Origin of the sequence: Nonomuraea fuscirosea (assembly GCF_003001935.1) — a bacterium.
Taxonomy (GTDB): Bacteria; Actinomycetota; Actinomycetes; order Streptosporangiales; family Streptosporangiaceae; genus Nonomuraea; species Nonomuraea fuscirosea.
The window spans coordinates 68,297-84,307 of record NZ_PVNG01000012.1; the positions used below are offsets into that span (position 1 = coordinate 68,297).

Genomic DNA, 16,011 nt, shown 5'->3' on the forward strand with positions numbered 1-16,011 from the left:
TCGGCGTGCGCCTGACAGTCGGCGCGCCTGACAGACGGCGGGCGACCGGCTGACCGGCGGCAGACGGCCGGCTGACCGCTTGGTCGGTTGGCCGGCCGGCGGGCCGGCGGGCTGGTCGTCAGGTCTTGCGGGATGTGGCGGCGATGGCCAGGCCGGTGAGCGCGGCGCGCGCCTGCGCCGTGACCGGGGCCGAGTCGAGCGCCGCCAGCGCCTCGCCCAGGTAGTCGCCGATCAGGTCCTCGCACTCCCGCAGCGCCCCGGTGTCGTCGATGATCTGCCGCAGCGTCTCGACCCCGCGCTCGTCCAGCGCGGGGTCGCCGAGCAGCCGGCGCACGGTGCCGGCCTCGGCGGGCGAGGCCGCGGCCAGGGTGCGAGCCACGAGCATCGTCCGCTTGCCCTCCCGCAGGTCGTCGCCGGCGGGTTTGCCCGTCTGCGCCGGGTCGCCGAAGACTCCGAGGATGTCGTCGCGCAGCTGGAACGCGATCCCGACCCGCTGCCCGAAACCGGCGCACAGCTCGTCCATCCACGGCGCCAGCTCCCGCCCGGCCAGCGCGAGGCCCAGCCTGAGCGGCTGCTCCACCGAGTATTTGCCGCTCTTGTACAGCGCCACCCGCAGCGCCGACTCGAACGAGTTCTCCCCGTGCGCCTGCTCCAGCAGGTCGAGATACTGGCCGCACATCAGCTCGGTGCGCATGTGGTCGTGGACGGGCTGGGCCGCCTCCAGCGACTCGCGCGGCAGCCCGCTGGCCCGCCACATCTCGCCCGACCAGATCAGCAGCAGGTTGCCCAGCAGGATCGCCGCGCCCTCGCCGAACTGCTCCGCCGACCCGTGCCAGCCAGAGTTCTCGTGCATCGCCTGGAAGCGGCGGTGCGCGGACGGCATGCCCCGGCGCAGGTCGCTCTTGTCCATCACGTCGTCGTGCACCAGCGCGCTGGCCTGCAGCAACTCCAGCGAGGCGGCGGCGGTGAAGATGCCGGGCACGTCGGTGCCGCCGGCGCCGCGCCAGCCCCAGTAGCAGAACGCCGGCCGCAGCCGTTTGCCGCCGGACAGCAGTTTGTCGGCCGCCTCGCGCAGCGGCGCGAACTCGGGGTCGCCGCCGTCGGGCAGCTGCCGTTCGACGAACTCTCCGAGGGCGCGCTCGACCTGCGCGCGCAGGATCTCCAGGCCGGCTGCGTCAGTGGTCATGTCCATGAGACTAGTGGCCGGGAGCGAGGGTGCGGATCTCCAGGGTGTCTGTCTGACCGGCAGGTCTGCGAGATGTGGCGCTAATCTTGTGGGCATGGCTCTTGGTCGACCCTCCGTAAGGCCCGATCGTGTTCCCACCGTCCGCGACATGCTCGCCGCCGGTGGCCGGTCGTTCTCCTTCGAGTTCTTCCCGCCGAAGACCGACGAGGGGGCCCGGCAGTTGTGGCGGGCGATCAGGGAGCTGGAGTCGCTGCGGCCCACGTTCGTCTCGGTGACGTACGGCGCGGGCGGCTCCACCCGCGACCGCACGGTCGACATCGTCGAGCGGATCGCCCACGACACCACGCTCACGCCGGTGGCGCACTTCACCGCGGTCGACCACTCCATCCGCGAGCTGCGCCACCTCGTGGGGCGCTTCGCCGACGCCGGCGTGCGCAACATCCTGGCCGTCCGCGGCGATCCTCCCGGCGACCCGTCGGCCGAGTGGGTGCGGCATCCCGAGGGCGTGCTCTACGCCGAGGAGCTGGTCCGCCTGATCCGCCAGGCGGGTGACTTCTGCGTCGGGGTGGCCGCCTTCCCCTACAAGCATCCGCGTTCGCCCTCCATCGAGTCCGACACCGAATACTTCGTCCGCAAGTGCCAGGCTGGGGCCGACTACGCGATCACGCAGATGTTCTTCCGGGCCGACGACTACCTGCGGCTGCGTGACCGGGTGGCGGCCCGGGGCTGTGACACGCCGATCATCCCGTGCATCATGCCGGTCACCCAGATGAGCACGATCGCCCGCTCCGAGCAGCTGTCGGGGGCGCCGTTCCCGCCGGACGTGGCGGCCAGGTTCGAGGCGGTCAAGGACGATCCCGCGGCGGTGCGGCGGCTCGGCATCGACCACGGGGCGGAGCTGTGCCAGCGGCTGCTCGACGAGGGCGCGCCGGGGATCCACTTCATCACGTTCAACCGGTCGAGCGCCTCGCGTGAGGTGTTCCAGCGGCTGGAGCGCATCCCGCTGTCCGCCTGAGCGCGAGCTGCCTGAGCGCGAGCCGCCTGAGGACAGGCCGCCTGGCCGCGGTCCCGCCTGAGTGCGGTCGGCTGAGCGGGGCCGCTTGGGGGCGGTCGTTCGAGGACGGCCGCCTGGGGACGGTGCGCGGCGTCAGGTCGTTTCCAGGACGTGCACCTGGGGCAGATCGCGGTGGCGGTGGTGGGCTTCGGCGATCGCCGCGAGGTTGTCGCGGCCCAGAGCCCGGTAGGCCGTGGTGAGCAGTTCGTTCGCCTGGGCCTCGCGCCCGGGGTCTCCCGCGCTGATCCAGTGCAGGTCGCGGCCGAGGGCGAGCGCGTCGGCGGGCAATCCGGCGGCGCACCGGCGCAGTGCCTCGGCGACGAGGGCGTCGCGGGCGGCCGGGTCGCCGGTCAGCTCCTTCTGCAAGGTCATGCAGAAGTCGTAGTCGCTCCACGGCCGCTGCCGGCCGCGCTCGATCGCGGGGTCACCGTCGACGAGCGCCCCGCCGCCGTCGAGGGTCTCCAGCCGATCAGGAGCCCCCCGCTCGCACACCTCGGGGGAGGGCCCGTAGGTGTCGTGGTAGTCCCTTCCCTGTTCGTCGCGGTCGCCGGTCTCGAAGGTCATCAGCACCTCGCGCAGGAGCCGTAGCCGGTGCCGTCGCGCGGCCAGATCAGGGTCCAGGGGGCCGGCCGGCTCGTCGTCCTCGTCTTCGAGGTCACGCCATCCCCATTCGAGCCTGCGCCGGACGGCCTCAAGAGGAGTGCCCGAGGGCAGGCCCACGCCGCCACCGTCGTTGTTGTAGTAGGAGGCGACGCCGGCGCAGGTGCGGCCGTCGTCGTACCAGAGCCCGAAGTGCAGCCCGTCGGTGCCGCCGTGCATGAATGTGACGAATTCGGGCGGGTCACGGTAGTAGCGGCCGTGCACGCGCACGTCGATGCCGGCCTGGGTGCCGCGTCCGGGATCGGTGAACAGGTCCATGATCCCGTACGGGGCCAGTTCCAGCTCGTCGAGGGCCCGTTTCCCGGCCGGGCACAGGGACAGCAGGAAGGCCCGGAACCGGAAGATCGAACCGGGCAACGCGAATCCCCAGTCGCGGGCGAAGCGGTCCTCGACCACGGCGCGTTCGCGCTCCACCTGGGCGAGGGCGGCCGGCCTCGCCCGTTCGCCCACCTCGCGTGGCCGGTTCGCCGCCTTCCACACCGCGTAGTCGCGCAGTTCGGCGGCGGAACGTGCGGCGGCCCGCCGATGGTGGGCCCGTTCGCGCGGCGCCGGCGCGGCATCGGACGCGCCGAAGATCGCCGCCTGCAGACGTTCCTCGGCAGTGGGGCCGTCGATGCCCGGGAACCGTGACCGGCGCTCCGCCATGGCGGCCTCGGCGGGCAGCCAGCGGCCCGGGTCGGCCGCCACCCGCCGGCTCGCCTCGGCGGCCGGCAGGGGAGCGATCTCCTGGTCGAACGCCTCCAGCGCCGCCGCCTTCCGCCGCCGCACCTGGGCGTCGATCTCGGCGCACGACGCGGTGTAGGCGTCCCACTCCCGGGCCGGATCCTCCTCGGGGAGGCCGGCGCGTTCGAGGAAGAAGTCGAACCGCTTCACGTGGGCGAGTTCGTCGTACTGGGCGGCTGTCCGCTCGCGCAGCACCGCGAGGTCCTGCCGGTCGTCCTCCGCCTCGCCCGGCCACCGCACGGGAACGTCCTCGGGGCGCTCGACCTGGTCGCGGCGGAGGTCGACCGTCGTCTGCCGGCCGGAGACCGGCACGCGGGCCGTCAACCGCGGGCCGTCCGCGGAGACGAGCTCCGCGTCGCAGCCGGCGAAGGGGCCTTCGACGATCCTGACGAACTGACGCTCCACGGCCCGACCCCCAACGATGCGAACGATCTCTGGGCAGCATGATAGAGATCGCCACCGGCAGGCGAATGCCGCTGATCACCACGACCGCCGGACGTGCGGGCCCGCCACCCGCCCGCAGGGGGACCGGGCGGGTGACGGGCAGGGGACACCGGACAATCGGTAAAGGGTCGATCACTTTCCGTGACTAGTTTCTGCCCCGCGTCATGCCTGGTAAACCACGGGTCACGTGCGCGACTTCAGGTGAGCGGGAGCGGGCGACCGGCGATCGCGTACTCCTCGTGCCCGCCGGGGAAGACGAAGCGCGTCAGCAGGTCGGTGAAGCCCATGCTGGCGTAGAGGTGGCGGGCGGCCGTGGGCTGGTCGTGGGTGGACAGGATGGCCGAGCGCTCGCGGCGGCCCGCGCACAGCGTGGTGATCATGGCGCGGCCGATGCCCTTGCCGTGCCAGTCGGGGTGCACGTGGATCTCGGCCAGCTCGAACGCGTACCCCATCCAGGCGTCGGCCGCCTCCTGGCCCAGCCGGTCGGCCAGGCCGCGCCAGACGACGTCGTGCCACCACTGACCGGGCGCGCCGCGGAAACCGTACGCGAAACCGACAATTTGGGGTTCGGTCACCGCCCCATCGGGGGATGAATCACGCAATTCCGCGAAATAACACTGAAAATGGGGATATGTCCCGTGGTTTCGCATGATGGTCTTGCGGCCGGCTATCTGGTCCACCGGCGGCTTCATCGCGGCCGCGTAAATGTCGATCACTGTCTCCAGCCGTTCGGTGAACTCGGCCGGACCGGCTCCGCGAAACTCGATCACCCGTCGCACACTACTCGACGTCCACCGGCGTACCCCCGGTGATGCGCACGAGCTCGTCGAACGTCGTCGGGAAGACGGTGTGCGGATGCCCGCCCGCGGCCCAGACCACCTCGTGCTTGCTCAGCCAGGTGTCCACCAGCGTGCGCACGGGCGCCGGATGCCCGACCGGGGCCACGCCGCCGATCGGCTGGCCGGTGGCCTGCCTGACGAACTCCGGCGTCGCCCGGCGCACCCGCTCGACGCCCGCCGTACGCGCGATCAACTCGACGTCCACCCGGTGCGCGCCGCTGGTCAGGACGAGCAGCGGCGCGCCGTCCGCGTCGAAGATCAGGCTGTTGGCGATGGCGCCGACCTCACAGCCGAGCTGCGCGGCGGCGGTCGCGGCCGTCGGGGCCTTCTCGGGCAGGACCACGATCTCGCCGCCGGCACCCCTTTCGCGCAGTGCGGACTCGACGATGAGGGCGTTCGCGGGCAACTTCTCAGACATGACGACACTCTAAACAGGTTGGCGCCCTCATTACCCCTTCATGATGGGTGGTGTAGGGTCCTCTGATCCGTTCTTGACCGATGATGAGGTGGTGACGGTGGTGGCTCGACGGCTGCCCGGGGTGGCTGCTCTCCTGACCGCCGGCGCGGTCGTCCTCTCGGGGTGCGCGACGGGGGCGGAGCGCGAGCGAGCGGCCCTCTCGTCCGACGTCTCAGCCCGGCCGGCCGCCGTACAGAACGCCCAGGCCGCCGGCGCGGCCCCCGTGACTCCGGCCGTCGTCGCCCCGCGCAAGACGCTCAAACTGGGCGCCAAGGGCAAGGCCGTCACCTGGATGCAGAAGCGCCTGACCGAGCTCGGCTACCGGCCGGGCAAGGCCGACGGCCAGTACGGCGGCACCACGCTGGCGGCCGTGTGGGCGTTCCAGAAGGTCAACGGCATCAGGCCGACCAGCACCGTCGCCCGCCGCACCTGGGCGGCCCTCGAAGCGCCCAAGGCGCCGAAGGTGCTGGTCAGGAACGGTAGATCGACCCGCGCCGAGGTCAACCTGACCAAGCAGATCATGGTCCTGTACGTCGGCGGCAAGGTCGAGCTGATCACCCACGTCTCCTCGGGCAGCGGCGTCCCCTACTGCGAGAGCGCCACCTGGCAGGGCAGGAAGCAGCGCTTCTGCGGCTCGGCCACCACCCCGACCGGCGACTACCGCACGACCTGGCGCGCGAACGGCTGGCACCGGTCCTACCTCGGCCAGCTGTACAACCCGATCTTCTTCAACGGCGGCATCGCCTTCCACGGGGCGCTGTCGGTGCCGCTCCACCCGGCCTCCCACGGGTGCGTGCGCATGCCGATGAACGTGGCCGAGGAGCTGCCCGGCATGCTCGGCAAGGGCGTGCCGGTGCACGTCAAGGGCCGCTTCAGGCGCGCCTGAGCGCTCTGCTAGGTCTCGTCCGCGTGCGCGGCGTCCCAGCGCCCGCGGGCCTCCTGCATGGCGTCCTTGTGGTCGCGTGACCAGTCGGCCAGCCGCGCCACGGCCTCGGCCAGGCTGGCGCCCATCGGCGTCAGCCGGTAGTCGACCTGCGGCGGGATCGTCGCGTACGCCGTACGTTCGACCAGCCCGTCCCGGCACAGCCGCCGCGTCGTCAGCGTCAGCATGCGCTGCGAGATCCCCGGCACCGCCCGCTCCAGCTCCCTGAACCGGCGCACCCCCTTGGCCAGCTCCACGAGCACCAGCACCGTCCACTTGTCGCCGATGCGGTCGAGGACGTCCCTGATCCCGCAGTCGTCGTCACCGCACGGGCCCGTGGGCTGGAGGGTTACCCCGGTGTGCGCGACCGACATGAGAGTGCCTCCTTACGGCGAACGCCGGAACGCCCCCATTGTGGGGTCGTTGACCTGCAAGGACCACATTAGGGGTGTTCCATGATCGTCGTTACGGGTGTGTCCGGCGCGCTGGGCGGTTCGATCCTCGCCGGCCTGCGGGCCGTGGAGGGCGTGGAGGTGGCCGGGGCCAGCAGCTCCGGCGACGGGGAGCGGGTGCGTCACGCCGACTTCGACCGTCCTGAGACGCTGGAGAAGGCGTTCGCGGGGGCGAAGGTGCTGGTGTTCGTCTCGGCCGGGTACGCCGAGGACGACGTGGTGCTCGCCCGGCATGACGCGGTGGCCGGGGCGGCCGGGGCCGCGGGCGTCGAGCACGTGATCTACACCAGCCTGGCCGGATCCGGCGAGCGGCTCACGATCGCCCTGGCGCACCGGTGGACCGAGGCGCGGCTGGCCGGGGCGCCCTTCGACGTCACCGTGCTGCGCAACGGCCTGTACACCGAGATCGCGGCGGGCATGGCGCTCGCGGGCCTGCCGATGGCGGCGCAGAACGGGGTGTTCGCGGCGCCGTTCGGTGAGGGCCGGGTGTCGGTGGTGGCCAGGGAGGACCTGGCCGCCGTGGCGGTGCGGGTGGCGGCCGAGGCGTGGCGCGACGTGGTCTCGGGCGGGGAGCGGCGGCATGCGGGGCGGACGTACGAGCTGGAGGGGCTGAGCGCGGTCGGCGGGCACGACCTGGCCGCGATCCTCGCCGAGGCGCTGGGACGGCCGGTGACGTACGCGGCGGTGCCGCTGGGGGCGGTGCGGCCGGCGCTGGCGGGGATGGAGCCGTACCAGGCGGGGCACACGATCTCCACGTACGCCAACGCCGTCGCCGGGCTGCTGGAGGCCCGGGGGAGCGACCTGCCGGCGTTCCTGGACGCACCGCGCCCGGCCCGCGACCTGATCGCGGCGGCCGTGACAGCGGCCGTGGGGCTCAGCTCCGAGGCGGCGGCTCGCTGAGGGCGGCGCGCCGGCCCGCGACGGCCGCCAGCACCAGTCCCACCGCCTGCACCAGTCCGGCGGCGAGCAGCAGGAAGGCCGTGGCCGGCTGCCACGGGGGCAGGCCGGCGGCGAAGTCGGGCGACTGGTAGGGCCGCGCCAGCAGCGCGACGGGGTTGATCAGCGCCACGAGGAAGCTCAGCGCGTAGGGGGCGATCAGCAGGCCCGCGATCACCAGCAGCGGTGTCCGCCCCCTGCGCCCCCGCCTCAGCAGCGCTCCGATGACCAGGTACGCCAGCGCCACCAGACCGGCGAACGCGGCGGTCCACCAGGTCAGCCGCCAGGCGTCCACACCCAGCGAGGTCAGGCCGCCCGCGTCGATCCGGCCGCCCTGCCACCCACGGCCCGTCACCTGCGCGCGTACCCCGGCCCGGACCGCCGCGTGTCCCGCGCCCGCGTACGCCGCGACCAGGACCGGCCCCATGGCCAGCAGAACGAGACCGACCAGCCGTCCCCGGCCGCTGCCCGCCATCGGCGCTCCTCTCCGCTCGGCTCCGGGGGACAGCCTCTCAAAAGACCTTGGTCCGAGCGACCCGGCGGCATCGGCCGCTCGCTCGTCCCTTCCCGGGCGAGAGGCGGCGGGCGCGGTCAGGCGAGGGAGCGCAGGCCGGAGATCGCGATCTCCGCGGCCCGCCGGGCGGTGTCCAGGATCTCGTCGAACGAGCGGTCGTCCTGGAGGTCGGCCACGACGGCCAGCTTCACCGCCCCGATCAGGGCCCCGATCGCCGCCGCGGCCTCCACCATGCTCAGCTCCCCGGCGAAGGATCCGTGCAGTGTCCTGGCCAGCCGCAGCTGGGTGTCGAACAGCAGATGCAGCCCCCGGGCCTGCAGCGACGGCTCCGTGAGGATGAGACGCGTGCGTACCGCCGCCTCCTTCTTGCCGAGCGTCTGGTTCAGCGCGCTCTCGACGCTGGCGTCCACGAGCCTGCGCAGCACGTCGATCAGCGGCTCCTCCGGCGTCCTGCGGACGACGGCGCGGGCGGCCGTCTCCAGCCGTTCCTCGGTGTCGTGGAAGATCAGGTCGTCCTTGCTGGCGAAGTAGCTGAAGAACGTGCGCGTCGAGATCTCGGCCTGCGCCGCGATGTCCGCGAGCGTCGTCTCCTCGAAGCCCCGCTCCCCGAACAACTGGAACGCCGCCTGCACCAGCGCCTGCCGCGTGCGCTGCTTCTTGCGCTCCCGTAGACCCGCCATGCCCGGAATCGTACTGCATGGATTGAGGTGTTGCATCCATTGAAATTTTGCATCCATTGAGGTTTTCTGGAAGGGGACTGGGAAAGGAGCCCGATCATGTCCGAACTGACCATGCCCACCACCCGCCAGCGTCCGCTCGACCCGCCGGAACAGCTCACGGAGCTGCGACAACACGGCGCCCTGCACCGCATGACGTACGCGGACGGGCACCAGGGCTGGCTGGTGACCGGCTACGCGGCCGCCCGCGCGGTGCTGGCGAGCCCGCACTTCAGCAACCTGACGGACAAGCAGCACCCGCCGATCAAGGCCGCCAGGATGAACCTGTCGGACAAGGGCAAGGCCAAGCTGCCGCCCGGGTTCTTCCTGCGCATGGACGAGCCCGAGCACACGCGCTTCCGCAAGCTGCTCACCGGGCAGTTCACGGTACGCCGGATGAAACTCCTCGAACCGCGCATCGCGGAGATCGTCGGCGAACGCCTCGACGCCATGGAGGCCGCCGGCGGTCCGGTGGACCTCGTGCAGGAGTTCGCGCTGCCGATCCCGTCGCTGGTGATCTGCGAACTGCTCGGGGTGCCGTACGAGGACCGCTCGGAGTTCCAGCAGGACACCAAGGTCCTGGCCAGCCTGGAGACCGCCGCCGACGACGCCCTGGCGGCCCTGGGGCGGATCTCCGCGTTCATGTACGGGCTGATCCAGCGCAAACGCGCGGAGCCGGGCGACGACCTCATCAGCGGGCTCGTCGAGACCGGCGAGCTGAACGACGAGGAGCTCACCGGTGTCGCGCTCCTGCTGCTGATCGCCGGGCACGAGACGACCGCCAACATGCTCGGGCTGGGGACGTACGCGCTGCTGACGAACCCGGACCAGCTCGCCGCGATGCGCGACGACCCGTCGGCGGTGGACAACGGCGTGGAAGAGCTGATGCGTTTCCTCACGATCATCCACCTCGGCCCGATCCGCACGGCGCTGCGGGACGTGGAGATCGAGGGCGTCACGATCGAGGCCGGGCAGACGGTCACCCTCCACCTGCCCACCGCCAACCGCGACCCCTCCCGCTTCCCCGGCGGCGACGAGCTCGACCTCGCCCGCCCCGCCGGCGGGCACCTCACCTTCGGCCACGGCATCCACCAGTGCCTCGGCCAGCAGCTCGCCCGCGCCGAGATGCGCATCGCCTTCCCCGCGCTGCTGCGCCGCCTGCCTGGCCTACGCTTGGCGGTAACACCCGAGGAGGTGCCGATGCGCTCGGACATGTCCATCTACGGAGTGCACCGCCTCCCTGTCACTTGGTAGGTCACATGAAGATCAAGGCAGACGAATCGGTGTGCATCGGGGCGGGCATGTGCGCGCTGACGGTGCCGGCGGTGTTCGATCAGAGTGAGGAGGAGGGCACGGTCGTGCTCCTTCAGGAGGCGCCGCCACAGGACCTGGAGGAGGCCGTACGCCGTGCCGTGACCCTGTGCCCGTCCGGGGCCATCTCGGTCGAGTGAGGGCCGGCACGCCCTTGACGCCCTCCTGACACCCCAACCGGCCGCCGTCGCGCCCTGTCCCGCGACGGCGGCTCTCGTCTTTCCACCCGGCTCCATGGGGACCGGGTTCGGCCGAGGGCCGCTGGGCCTGCTTCCGCCCGGACCGGCTCCTTTCGGGCCGGTCTCGGTCGCGGCTCGCTGGGCCGGCTTCTCCGGCGCCGCGCACTTCGCGAACCTGCCCCGTCCGGGGACCGCACACCTTCCGGACCTGCCTCGTCTAGGGCCGCGCACCTCCTGAACCTGCCCCGCCCTCGTCGCGCACCTCCCGGACCTGCCTCGCTCGGACGGCTCGCTCCCGAACGCGTCCCGTTAGGGTGCCATCTGGACTTACCTCGTCCGGGACCCGCTCGCTTCCCGAGCGTGTCCCGTCCGGGGGGTGGCACCTCCCGGGCCCGCCTCCGTTCCCCATCCCGTGGCGCGAACGCGGTGGTGAGCGGTCACCGGCGGGTACTTTTTCTTCATGGTCATCGAACCTGTGTTCGTGGAATCGGTTGACACCGAGCGTGATCGAAATTATGTTCGACCTAGTGACGGTGAGGCTCGCGGCTCAACGTCACCAGGACCTGGTCGCGGGCCGTTCGCTTCCCCAAGCGATCCCCGCGGCCAGGCTCCACGGGCGAAGGGTGCGTCCTCGTCGTCGGCGGAGACGAGCGGGCGTGTCCTGGCCGGACGGGGTGAGGGGAAGCTCCTCGTCCGGCCTGCCCGGCGGAAATGTCGGTGGCGTCTGCGATTGTTGGCACTACCGGCGGAGACGCCGGACGCCGCCCACGACTCCAAGGAGGCGCGCAAGATGGCACCACGGCCTAGAGAAACGCCCGGGCCCCGGTTGTCGGCTGCGGTTCGGGCACACCTGACCGATTCACGTTCCTGCCTGGCGGAGGCGACCGGCGCTCGCACCCCGGCATCCCGATATGTGGCCGCCCACCTGGCGGCACTCCGAGCGGCGGCGGCGATCCTGGCCGCCCGGCCCCGCCCCATGGAGGGGCGCCGGCGCCGCCTGCGCAGCGCGTGGGAGCTGCTGCCGGAGGCGGAGCCGCACCTCGCGGAGTGGGCCGCCTACTTCGCCACCACCGCCGACAAGCGCGCGGCGGCGGAGGCGGGCATGGTGCGCCGCATCAGCGCCGCCGACGCCGACGAGATCCTGGCCGAGGCCGAGACCTTCGTCTCAGCTGTCGAAGACATTCTCGGCGTACCAGGCCAGCCACAACTCCCGGTAAACGTGCCCTTGGCAGGCTGACCGACCCCACCCCCTCCGCCTGGTTCGGCGAACTGCGGCAGCCCAGAGAGCTCCGTAGCCTCTCCGACGACGGCGCCATCTTCCGGTGAAGACGCCATCGGCAGACCAACCGCCATGCGGCCGCGCTCTCACCCCACCCGGACCGCCCTCTGGCGGGATGCCGTCCAGACGTCACTTGCCCCGACGGGACCGCCCTACTGGTGGGATGCCGTCCAGACATCACCTGCTCCACCGGATCGCCCCTCCGGTGAGATGCTCTCCGGGGGTCACCCGCACGGCCGGACCGTCCTGCGGTGGGTAACGTGCCGCAACGGGACGTCCCCTGCGGTGGGCGTCTGCCTCGACGGGACAACCCCTCCGGTGGGATGTCCTCCCGAGATCACCTGCCCGACTGGACCGCCATGCGGTGGGTCATCTGCCCTGCGCGGCCGTCCTTCTGGCGGGATTCCTCCGGACGTTCATTCGCCCGACCGGACCGCACTTCCGGCGCACCCATGCTCGGGCGGTGCCCCTCTCATGCCTTCGGCACGCCGCCGATGGCTAGCCTGGTGCTGCCGCCAAGGCTATGACCAGGCACCGCCAAAGGGCCGGCACCGGAGCACGTCACCCGGGCACGGCACCACGGCACGGCACCACGGACGGCACCACGGCACGGCACCATGGACGGCGCCCGGGCATCGTCACCACGGCACAGCGCCATGGCACCCCTCACCCAAGAGCGCCGTTCCTGGAGCGCGTCCCTGGCGCGCGGCACCACGGCGTCCCGACCCAAGCGCGCCGTCACCGGAGGGCGTCACTAGGGCGCGGCACCCAGAGCATCGTCACCCGGGCACTGTCAGCTGGGCGGTGGATGGGCCCTGTTGGCGAGGGCTGCTCCGGCGAGTCACCCGCCCACGGGAGCACTCCATGGTCCTGTCCATGCCGCGTTCAGGGGCGACGGCATGCACTCTGGCACCAGGCGCATCCCGGCTCGAGCGGCACGGCGTCCCTGAACGGTACGGCGTCCCTGAACGGTGCGGCGTCCCTGAACGGTGCGGCGTCCCTGAACGGCACCGGTGGACCGGCATGGGAACAAGGGCCGGGTCGGGGTCGGGGATGCCGAAGGGCCCGCCGGTGGGTGGCGGGCCCCAGGGTGAGGCGGGCGGTTTCGAGGTTGCGACCCCGGACTCAGGGTCTCGAACCGGCGGCCCCGACCCGGAGGAATCCGGCCGGGGCCTCAAAGCTGACTGTCTCAAAGGGGTGGTCTCGGGCTGGAGGACCAGCAGGCCCGAGGCCGGACGACCTTAAGGACGGTCTCAGAAGGACTCGACGGCCCGGCGGGCCTCGGCGTCGAGGACGCCCCAGCTGATGAGCTCCTCGGTCAGTTCGCTCGGCGACTTGTCGTAGATCACGGCCAGGGAGCGCAGGTCCTCCTGGCGGATCGACAACACCTTGCCGTTGTAGTCGCCGCGCTGGCTCTGGATCGTCGCGGCGTAACGGGCAAGAGCGCCGGCCTTCTCCTTGGGCAGGGTCGCCAGGCGCTCCAGGTCGATCACAAGCTTGGGTGTCGGCCCGAGCGGGCTGGGGGCGGCTCCGCCCGGCAGCAGCTCGGAGACGGGCACCCCGTAGAAGTCGGCAAGCTCGGCAAGCTTCTGCACGGTCACCGCTCGGTCGCCGCGCTCATAAGAGCCAACGACTACGGCTTTCCACCTGCCACGCGACTTCTCCTCGACTCCATGCAGGGACAGCCCCTGCTGGGTGCGGATGGCGCGGAGTCGTGCACCCAGCGACTTTGCGTACTCAGACGGCATCGTGTGGCCCCCCGGCTCTCGTATGTATCGCTCTCAGTAGATTGTGCTCCCTTGCGGCGTATGCCCCGGCCACCGGGGGGTCTGATGCCAGGCTCGGCACCATCGGTAGCCATGGCCCTGGGTTTACCCCAGGACGCCGCGCGGTGTGGTTACGCACAGTGACGGTAAAGGGGTGGACGCCGAAGGTCAAGCTGATTGGAAAAAAGATGCCGAATCCGGTCCGGTAGGGAACGCCGCAAACGCCCCTCATGCCCCACTGGTAACGCTGCTTCGTCAGGGTTTGACGACATTTTCGGCACGGTCAAGGCTGGCGGGTGAGAACCATGACCGGGCAGGTCGAGGCCCTGACGATCTTGATCGAGGTGTCCCCGAGGAACACCCGCCTGAGTGGCCCGGTGTCGCTGGAAGCGCATATGATCATCTCGCCGGGCAGCCACGAGGTCGCGGCGAGTGCCTGGGCCACGTTGCGGCCCTCCAGCACTTCGACCTCCACGGGCGAGCGCCGCCGCTGCCCCCTGGCCGCGGCGCGCAGGTCGGCCGCGGCCTGGTCGCGCAGACGGGCGAGCATCTCTTCCTCGATCCGCACCCGCCTGCCGCTGCTGACCACCAGCGTGACCAGCCGCAGCGGCACGCCGAGCGCCGCGGCCGTCCTGGCCGCGTCCTTGACCGCCACGTCGCAGCCGGGGCCGCGCCGGTAGGCGACGGTGAGCCGGTCGAAGGCGGCCGGCGGCTCCTCGCCCCAGCCGCGCGGCGCGAGCAGCACGGGAACGGAGGAGCTGTGCAGGAGCTGGTCGGCGGTGCTGCCCACCGAGATGAGCCCCCTGCCGCGTCCCGGCGCCGAGCCGATCACCACGACGTCGGCGCCGCGCCTGCGCGCCAGCTCCACCAGTCCACGCCCGCTGCCCCGGTGGGTGTGCGTGACGTACTCGGCGTCGTCCCCGGCCAGCTCGCGGGCCTGGGCGAGGGTGGCGGTGGCCTGCTCGTGCAGGTAGGCCCGCCACGCGCTCTCCTCGGCCCTGGCCGGCCCCGGCGCGGAGGAAGCCGGCGGCAGCACGTTCGCCACCGTCAGCCGCGCCCGCGCCGCCTCCTTGAGCAGGACGGCCAGCGCCAGCCCGTCGCGCCCCCGCGGCCCCGCGACGTATCCGGCCAGGATGTTGTCCAGCTTCATTTGCCCACCTCGGCGTTCAGCCGTGAATGGCGATAGCCGTACAGGAAATAGCAGATCAGGCCGACGAGCATCCACAGCCCGAAGGCCACCCAGGTGACCCCGGCCAGCCCCGCCATGACCACGAGGCACAGGATCGCCCCCAGTGCGGGCGTGGCCGGGAACAGCGGTGTGCGGAAGCTGCGCGGCAGCTCGGGGCTGCGGTAACGCAGCACGAGCACGCCGACGTTGACGATGGCGAAGGCGAACAGGGTGCCGATGCTGGTCGCCTCGGCGAGCTGGCCGAGCGGCACCAGCCCGGCCAGGACGGAGATGAACGCGGCCACGATGAGCGTGTTGGCGACCGGCACCTGCCGGCGCGGGTTGACCCGCTGGAAGACGCGGGGGATGAGCCCGTCGCGCGACATCGCGAACAGGATGCGGGTCTGGCCGTAGATGACGGTGAGCACGACGCTGGCGATGGCGACGACCGCGCCGAAGGAGACGATCAGGCCGGGCCAGGTGGCGCCCACGGCGAGGTCGGCGATGTACGACAGGCTCGCCTCGGTGCCCTTCTCGTCGAACTCGGTCCACGGCATCGCCCCGACCGCGGCCAGCGCGACCAGCACGTAGACGGCGGTCACGATGACCAGCGACAGGATGATCGCCAGCGGCAGATCGCGCCGGGGGTTCTTGGCCTCCTCACCGGCCGTGGAGGCGGCGTCGAAGCCGATGTAGGAGAAGAACACCTGGGAGGCCGCCGCGGTGACGCCGGCCACGCCCAGCGGGGCGAAGGGCGCGAGGTTGCCGGACCGGAAGGCGGTGAACGTCACCGCGCAGAAGAACAGCAGCACCGCGATCTTGATGAGCACGAAGAACGCGTTGGCCTTCGCGCTCTCGGAGGCCCCGTACAGCAGCAGCCAGGTGGCCAGCAGCACGATGACGATCGCGGTGACGTTGACCACGCCGCCGTCCTGGCCGGGGGAGCGGGTGATCGCGTCCGGCAGCTCGAAGCCGAACAGGGAGTGCAGGAAGGAGTTGAGGTATTCGCCCCAGCCGACGGCCACGGCCGCCACGGAGACGGCGTACTCCAGCATCAGGCACCAGCCGCAGATCCAGGCCACGAGCTCGCCCAGCGTCGCGTAGGCGTACGAGTAGGACGAGCCGGACACCGGGATCGTGCCGGCCAGCTCGGCGTACGACAGCGCCGAGAACAGCGCCGTGATCGCCGCCAGCACGAACGCCAGCACCACCGCGGGACCCGCCTTGGGCACCGCCTGCCCGAGGATCACGAAGATGCCCGTGCCCAGCGTCGCGCCGACGCTGAACAGCGTCAGCTGCCACAACGTCATGGTGCGCCGCAGCTCGCCGCCCTCGCCGTGGCCCCCCTCGGCCACGATGCGGTCGGTCGGTTTGGTACGGAGCAGACGCCCGGCCAGTGTCATGG

The 16,011-nt window shown here is 71.7% G+C and carries 16 protein-coding genes; 6 read left to right on the forward strand and 10 right to left on the reverse strand.

The features are described from left to right. Positions 1 to 118 precede the first annotated feature (118 nt). On the reverse strand, positions 119 to 1,186 hold the full coding sequence (locus B0I32_RS26885; RefSeq protein WP_181307823.1) for a polyprenyl synthetase family protein: 1,068 nt from the start codon (positions 1,184 to 1,186) through the stop codon (positions 119 to 121). A 148-nt stretch (positions 1,187 to 1,334) separates the two neighbouring features. Between B0I32_RS26885 and metF the strand changes: the two genes are divergently transcribed. Continuing rightward, entirely contained in the window at positions 1,335 to 2,201 is an 867-nt protein-coding gene (metF, locus tag B0I32_RS26890) for a methylenetetrahydrofolate reductase [NAD(P)H] (RefSeq protein WP_245956049.1), read from the forward strand. Between the two features lie 132 nt (positions 2,202 to 2,333). Here the strand turns inward: metF and B0I32_RS26895 are convergent, their stop codons facing one another. The 3 genes from B0I32_RS26895 to B0I32_RS26905 form a co-directional block, all read right to left on the reverse strand. Further along, complete coding sequence (locus B0I32_RS26895; RefSeq protein WP_106244510.1) at positions 2,334 to 4,028, reverse strand: KOW domain-containing RNA-binding protein; 1,695 nt, start codon at positions 4,026 to 4,028, stop codon at positions 2,334 to 2,336. A gap of 236 nt (positions 4,029 to 4,264) precedes the next feature. Then, entirely contained in the window at positions 4,265 to 4,837 is a 573-nt protein-coding gene (locus B0I32_RS26900; RefSeq protein WP_106244882.1) for a GNAT family N-acetyltransferase, read from the reverse strand. A gap of 10 nt (positions 4,838 to 4,847) precedes the next feature. Next, complete coding sequence (locus B0I32_RS26905; protein WP_106244511.1) at positions 4,848 to 5,324, reverse strand: YbaK/EbsC family protein; 477 nt, start codon at positions 5,322 to 5,324, stop codon at positions 4,848 to 4,850. Positions 5,325 to 5,397: 73 nt separating this feature from the next. Between B0I32_RS26905 and B0I32_RS26910 the strand changes: the two genes are divergently transcribed. After that, complete coding sequence (locus B0I32_RS26910; protein WP_245956050.1) at positions 5,398 to 6,249, forward strand: L,D-transpeptidase family protein; 852 nt, start codon at positions 5,398 to 5,400, stop codon at positions 6,247 to 6,249. An 8-nt stretch (positions 6,250 to 6,257) separates the two neighbouring features. On the opposite strand, the gene B0I32_RS26915 is transcribed toward B0I32_RS26910, so the two are convergent. Continuing rightward, a complete protein-coding gene (locus B0I32_RS26915; protein WP_106244513.1) occupies positions 6,258 to 6,659 on the reverse strand; it encodes a winged helix-turn-helix transcriptional regulator in 402 nt (133 codons plus the stop codon). A gap of 81 nt (positions 6,660 to 6,740) precedes the next feature. Here B0I32_RS26915 and B0I32_RS26920 point away from each other — a divergent pair, with 81 nt between their 5' ends. Further along, entirely contained in the window at positions 6,741 to 7,637 is an 897-nt protein-coding gene (locus B0I32_RS26920; RefSeq protein ID WP_106244515.1) for an NmrA family NAD(P)-binding protein, read from the forward strand. On the opposite strand, the gene B0I32_RS26925 is transcribed toward B0I32_RS26920, so the two are convergent. Together B0I32_RS26925 and B0I32_RS26930 are read right to left on the reverse strand one after the other, a co-directional pair. Continuing rightward, on the reverse strand, positions 7,612 to 8,148 hold the full coding sequence (locus B0I32_RS26925; RefSeq protein ID WP_106244517.1) for a hypothetical protein: 537 nt from the start codon (positions 8,146 to 8,148) through the stop codon (positions 7,612 to 7,614). The two genes, B0I32_RS26920 and B0I32_RS26925, sit on opposite strands and share 26 nt — an antisense overlap. A 116-nt stretch (positions 8,149 to 8,264) precedes the next feature. Beyond that, positions 8,265 to 8,867 carry a TetR family transcriptional regulator gene (locus B0I32_RS26930; protein WP_106244518.1) on the reverse strand — a complete coding sequence of 201 codons (603 nt, stop codon included), beginning with the start codon at positions 8,865 to 8,867 and terminating at the stop codon, positions 8,265 to 8,267. Between the two features lie 96 nt (positions 8,868 to 8,963). Here B0I32_RS26930 and B0I32_RS26935 point away from each other — a divergent pair, with 96 nt between their 5' ends. The 3 genes from B0I32_RS26935 (at position 8,964) to B0I32_RS26945 (ending at position 11,630) form a co-directional block, all read left to right on the forward strand. Continuing rightward, on the forward strand, positions 8,964 to 10,157 hold the full coding sequence (locus tag B0I32_RS26935) for a cytochrome P450 (protein WP_106244520.1): 1,194 nt from the start codon (positions 8,964 to 8,966) through the stop codon (positions 10,155 to 10,157). 5 nt (positions 10,158 to 10,162) lie between these two features. Beyond that, a complete protein-coding gene (locus B0I32_RS26940) occupies positions 10,163 to 10,354 on the forward strand; it encodes a ferredoxin (protein WP_106244522.1) in 192 nt (63 codons plus the stop codon). 829 nt (positions 10,355 to 11,183) lie between these two features. Next, on the forward strand, positions 11,184 to 11,630 hold the full coding sequence (locus B0I32_RS26945) for an SAV_6107 family HEPN domain-containing protein (protein WP_106244885.1): 447 nt from the start codon (positions 11,184 to 11,186) through the stop codon (positions 11,628 to 11,630). Between the two features lie 1,295 nt (positions 11,631 to 12,925). Here B0I32_RS26945 and bldD read toward each other — a convergent pair. The 3 genes from bldD to B0I32_RS26965 all read right to left on the reverse strand — a co-directional run bounded on the left by bldD (position 12,926) and on the right by B0I32_RS26965 (position 16,009). Further along, positions 12,926 to 13,420, reverse strand: a complete 495-nt coding sequence (gene bldD / locus B0I32_RS26955) for a transcriptional regulator BldD (protein WP_026214021.1) — start codon at positions 13,418 to 13,420, stop codon at positions 12,926 to 12,928. A 301-nt stretch (positions 13,421 to 13,721) separates the two neighbouring features. Next, positions 13,722 to 14,588 carry a universal stress protein gene (locus B0I32_RS26960; RefSeq protein WP_106244525.1) on the reverse strand — a complete coding sequence of 289 codons (867 nt, stop codon included), beginning with the start codon at positions 14,586 to 14,588 and terminating at the stop codon, positions 13,722 to 13,724. After that, entirely contained in the window at positions 14,585 to 16,009 is a 1,425-nt protein-coding gene (locus B0I32_RS26965) for an amino acid permease (RefSeq protein ID WP_106244527.1), read from the reverse strand. The genes B0I32_RS26960 and B0I32_RS26965 overlap by 4 nt, the downstream gene beginning before the upstream one ends. Positions 16,010 to 16,011 lie beyond the last annotated feature (2 nt).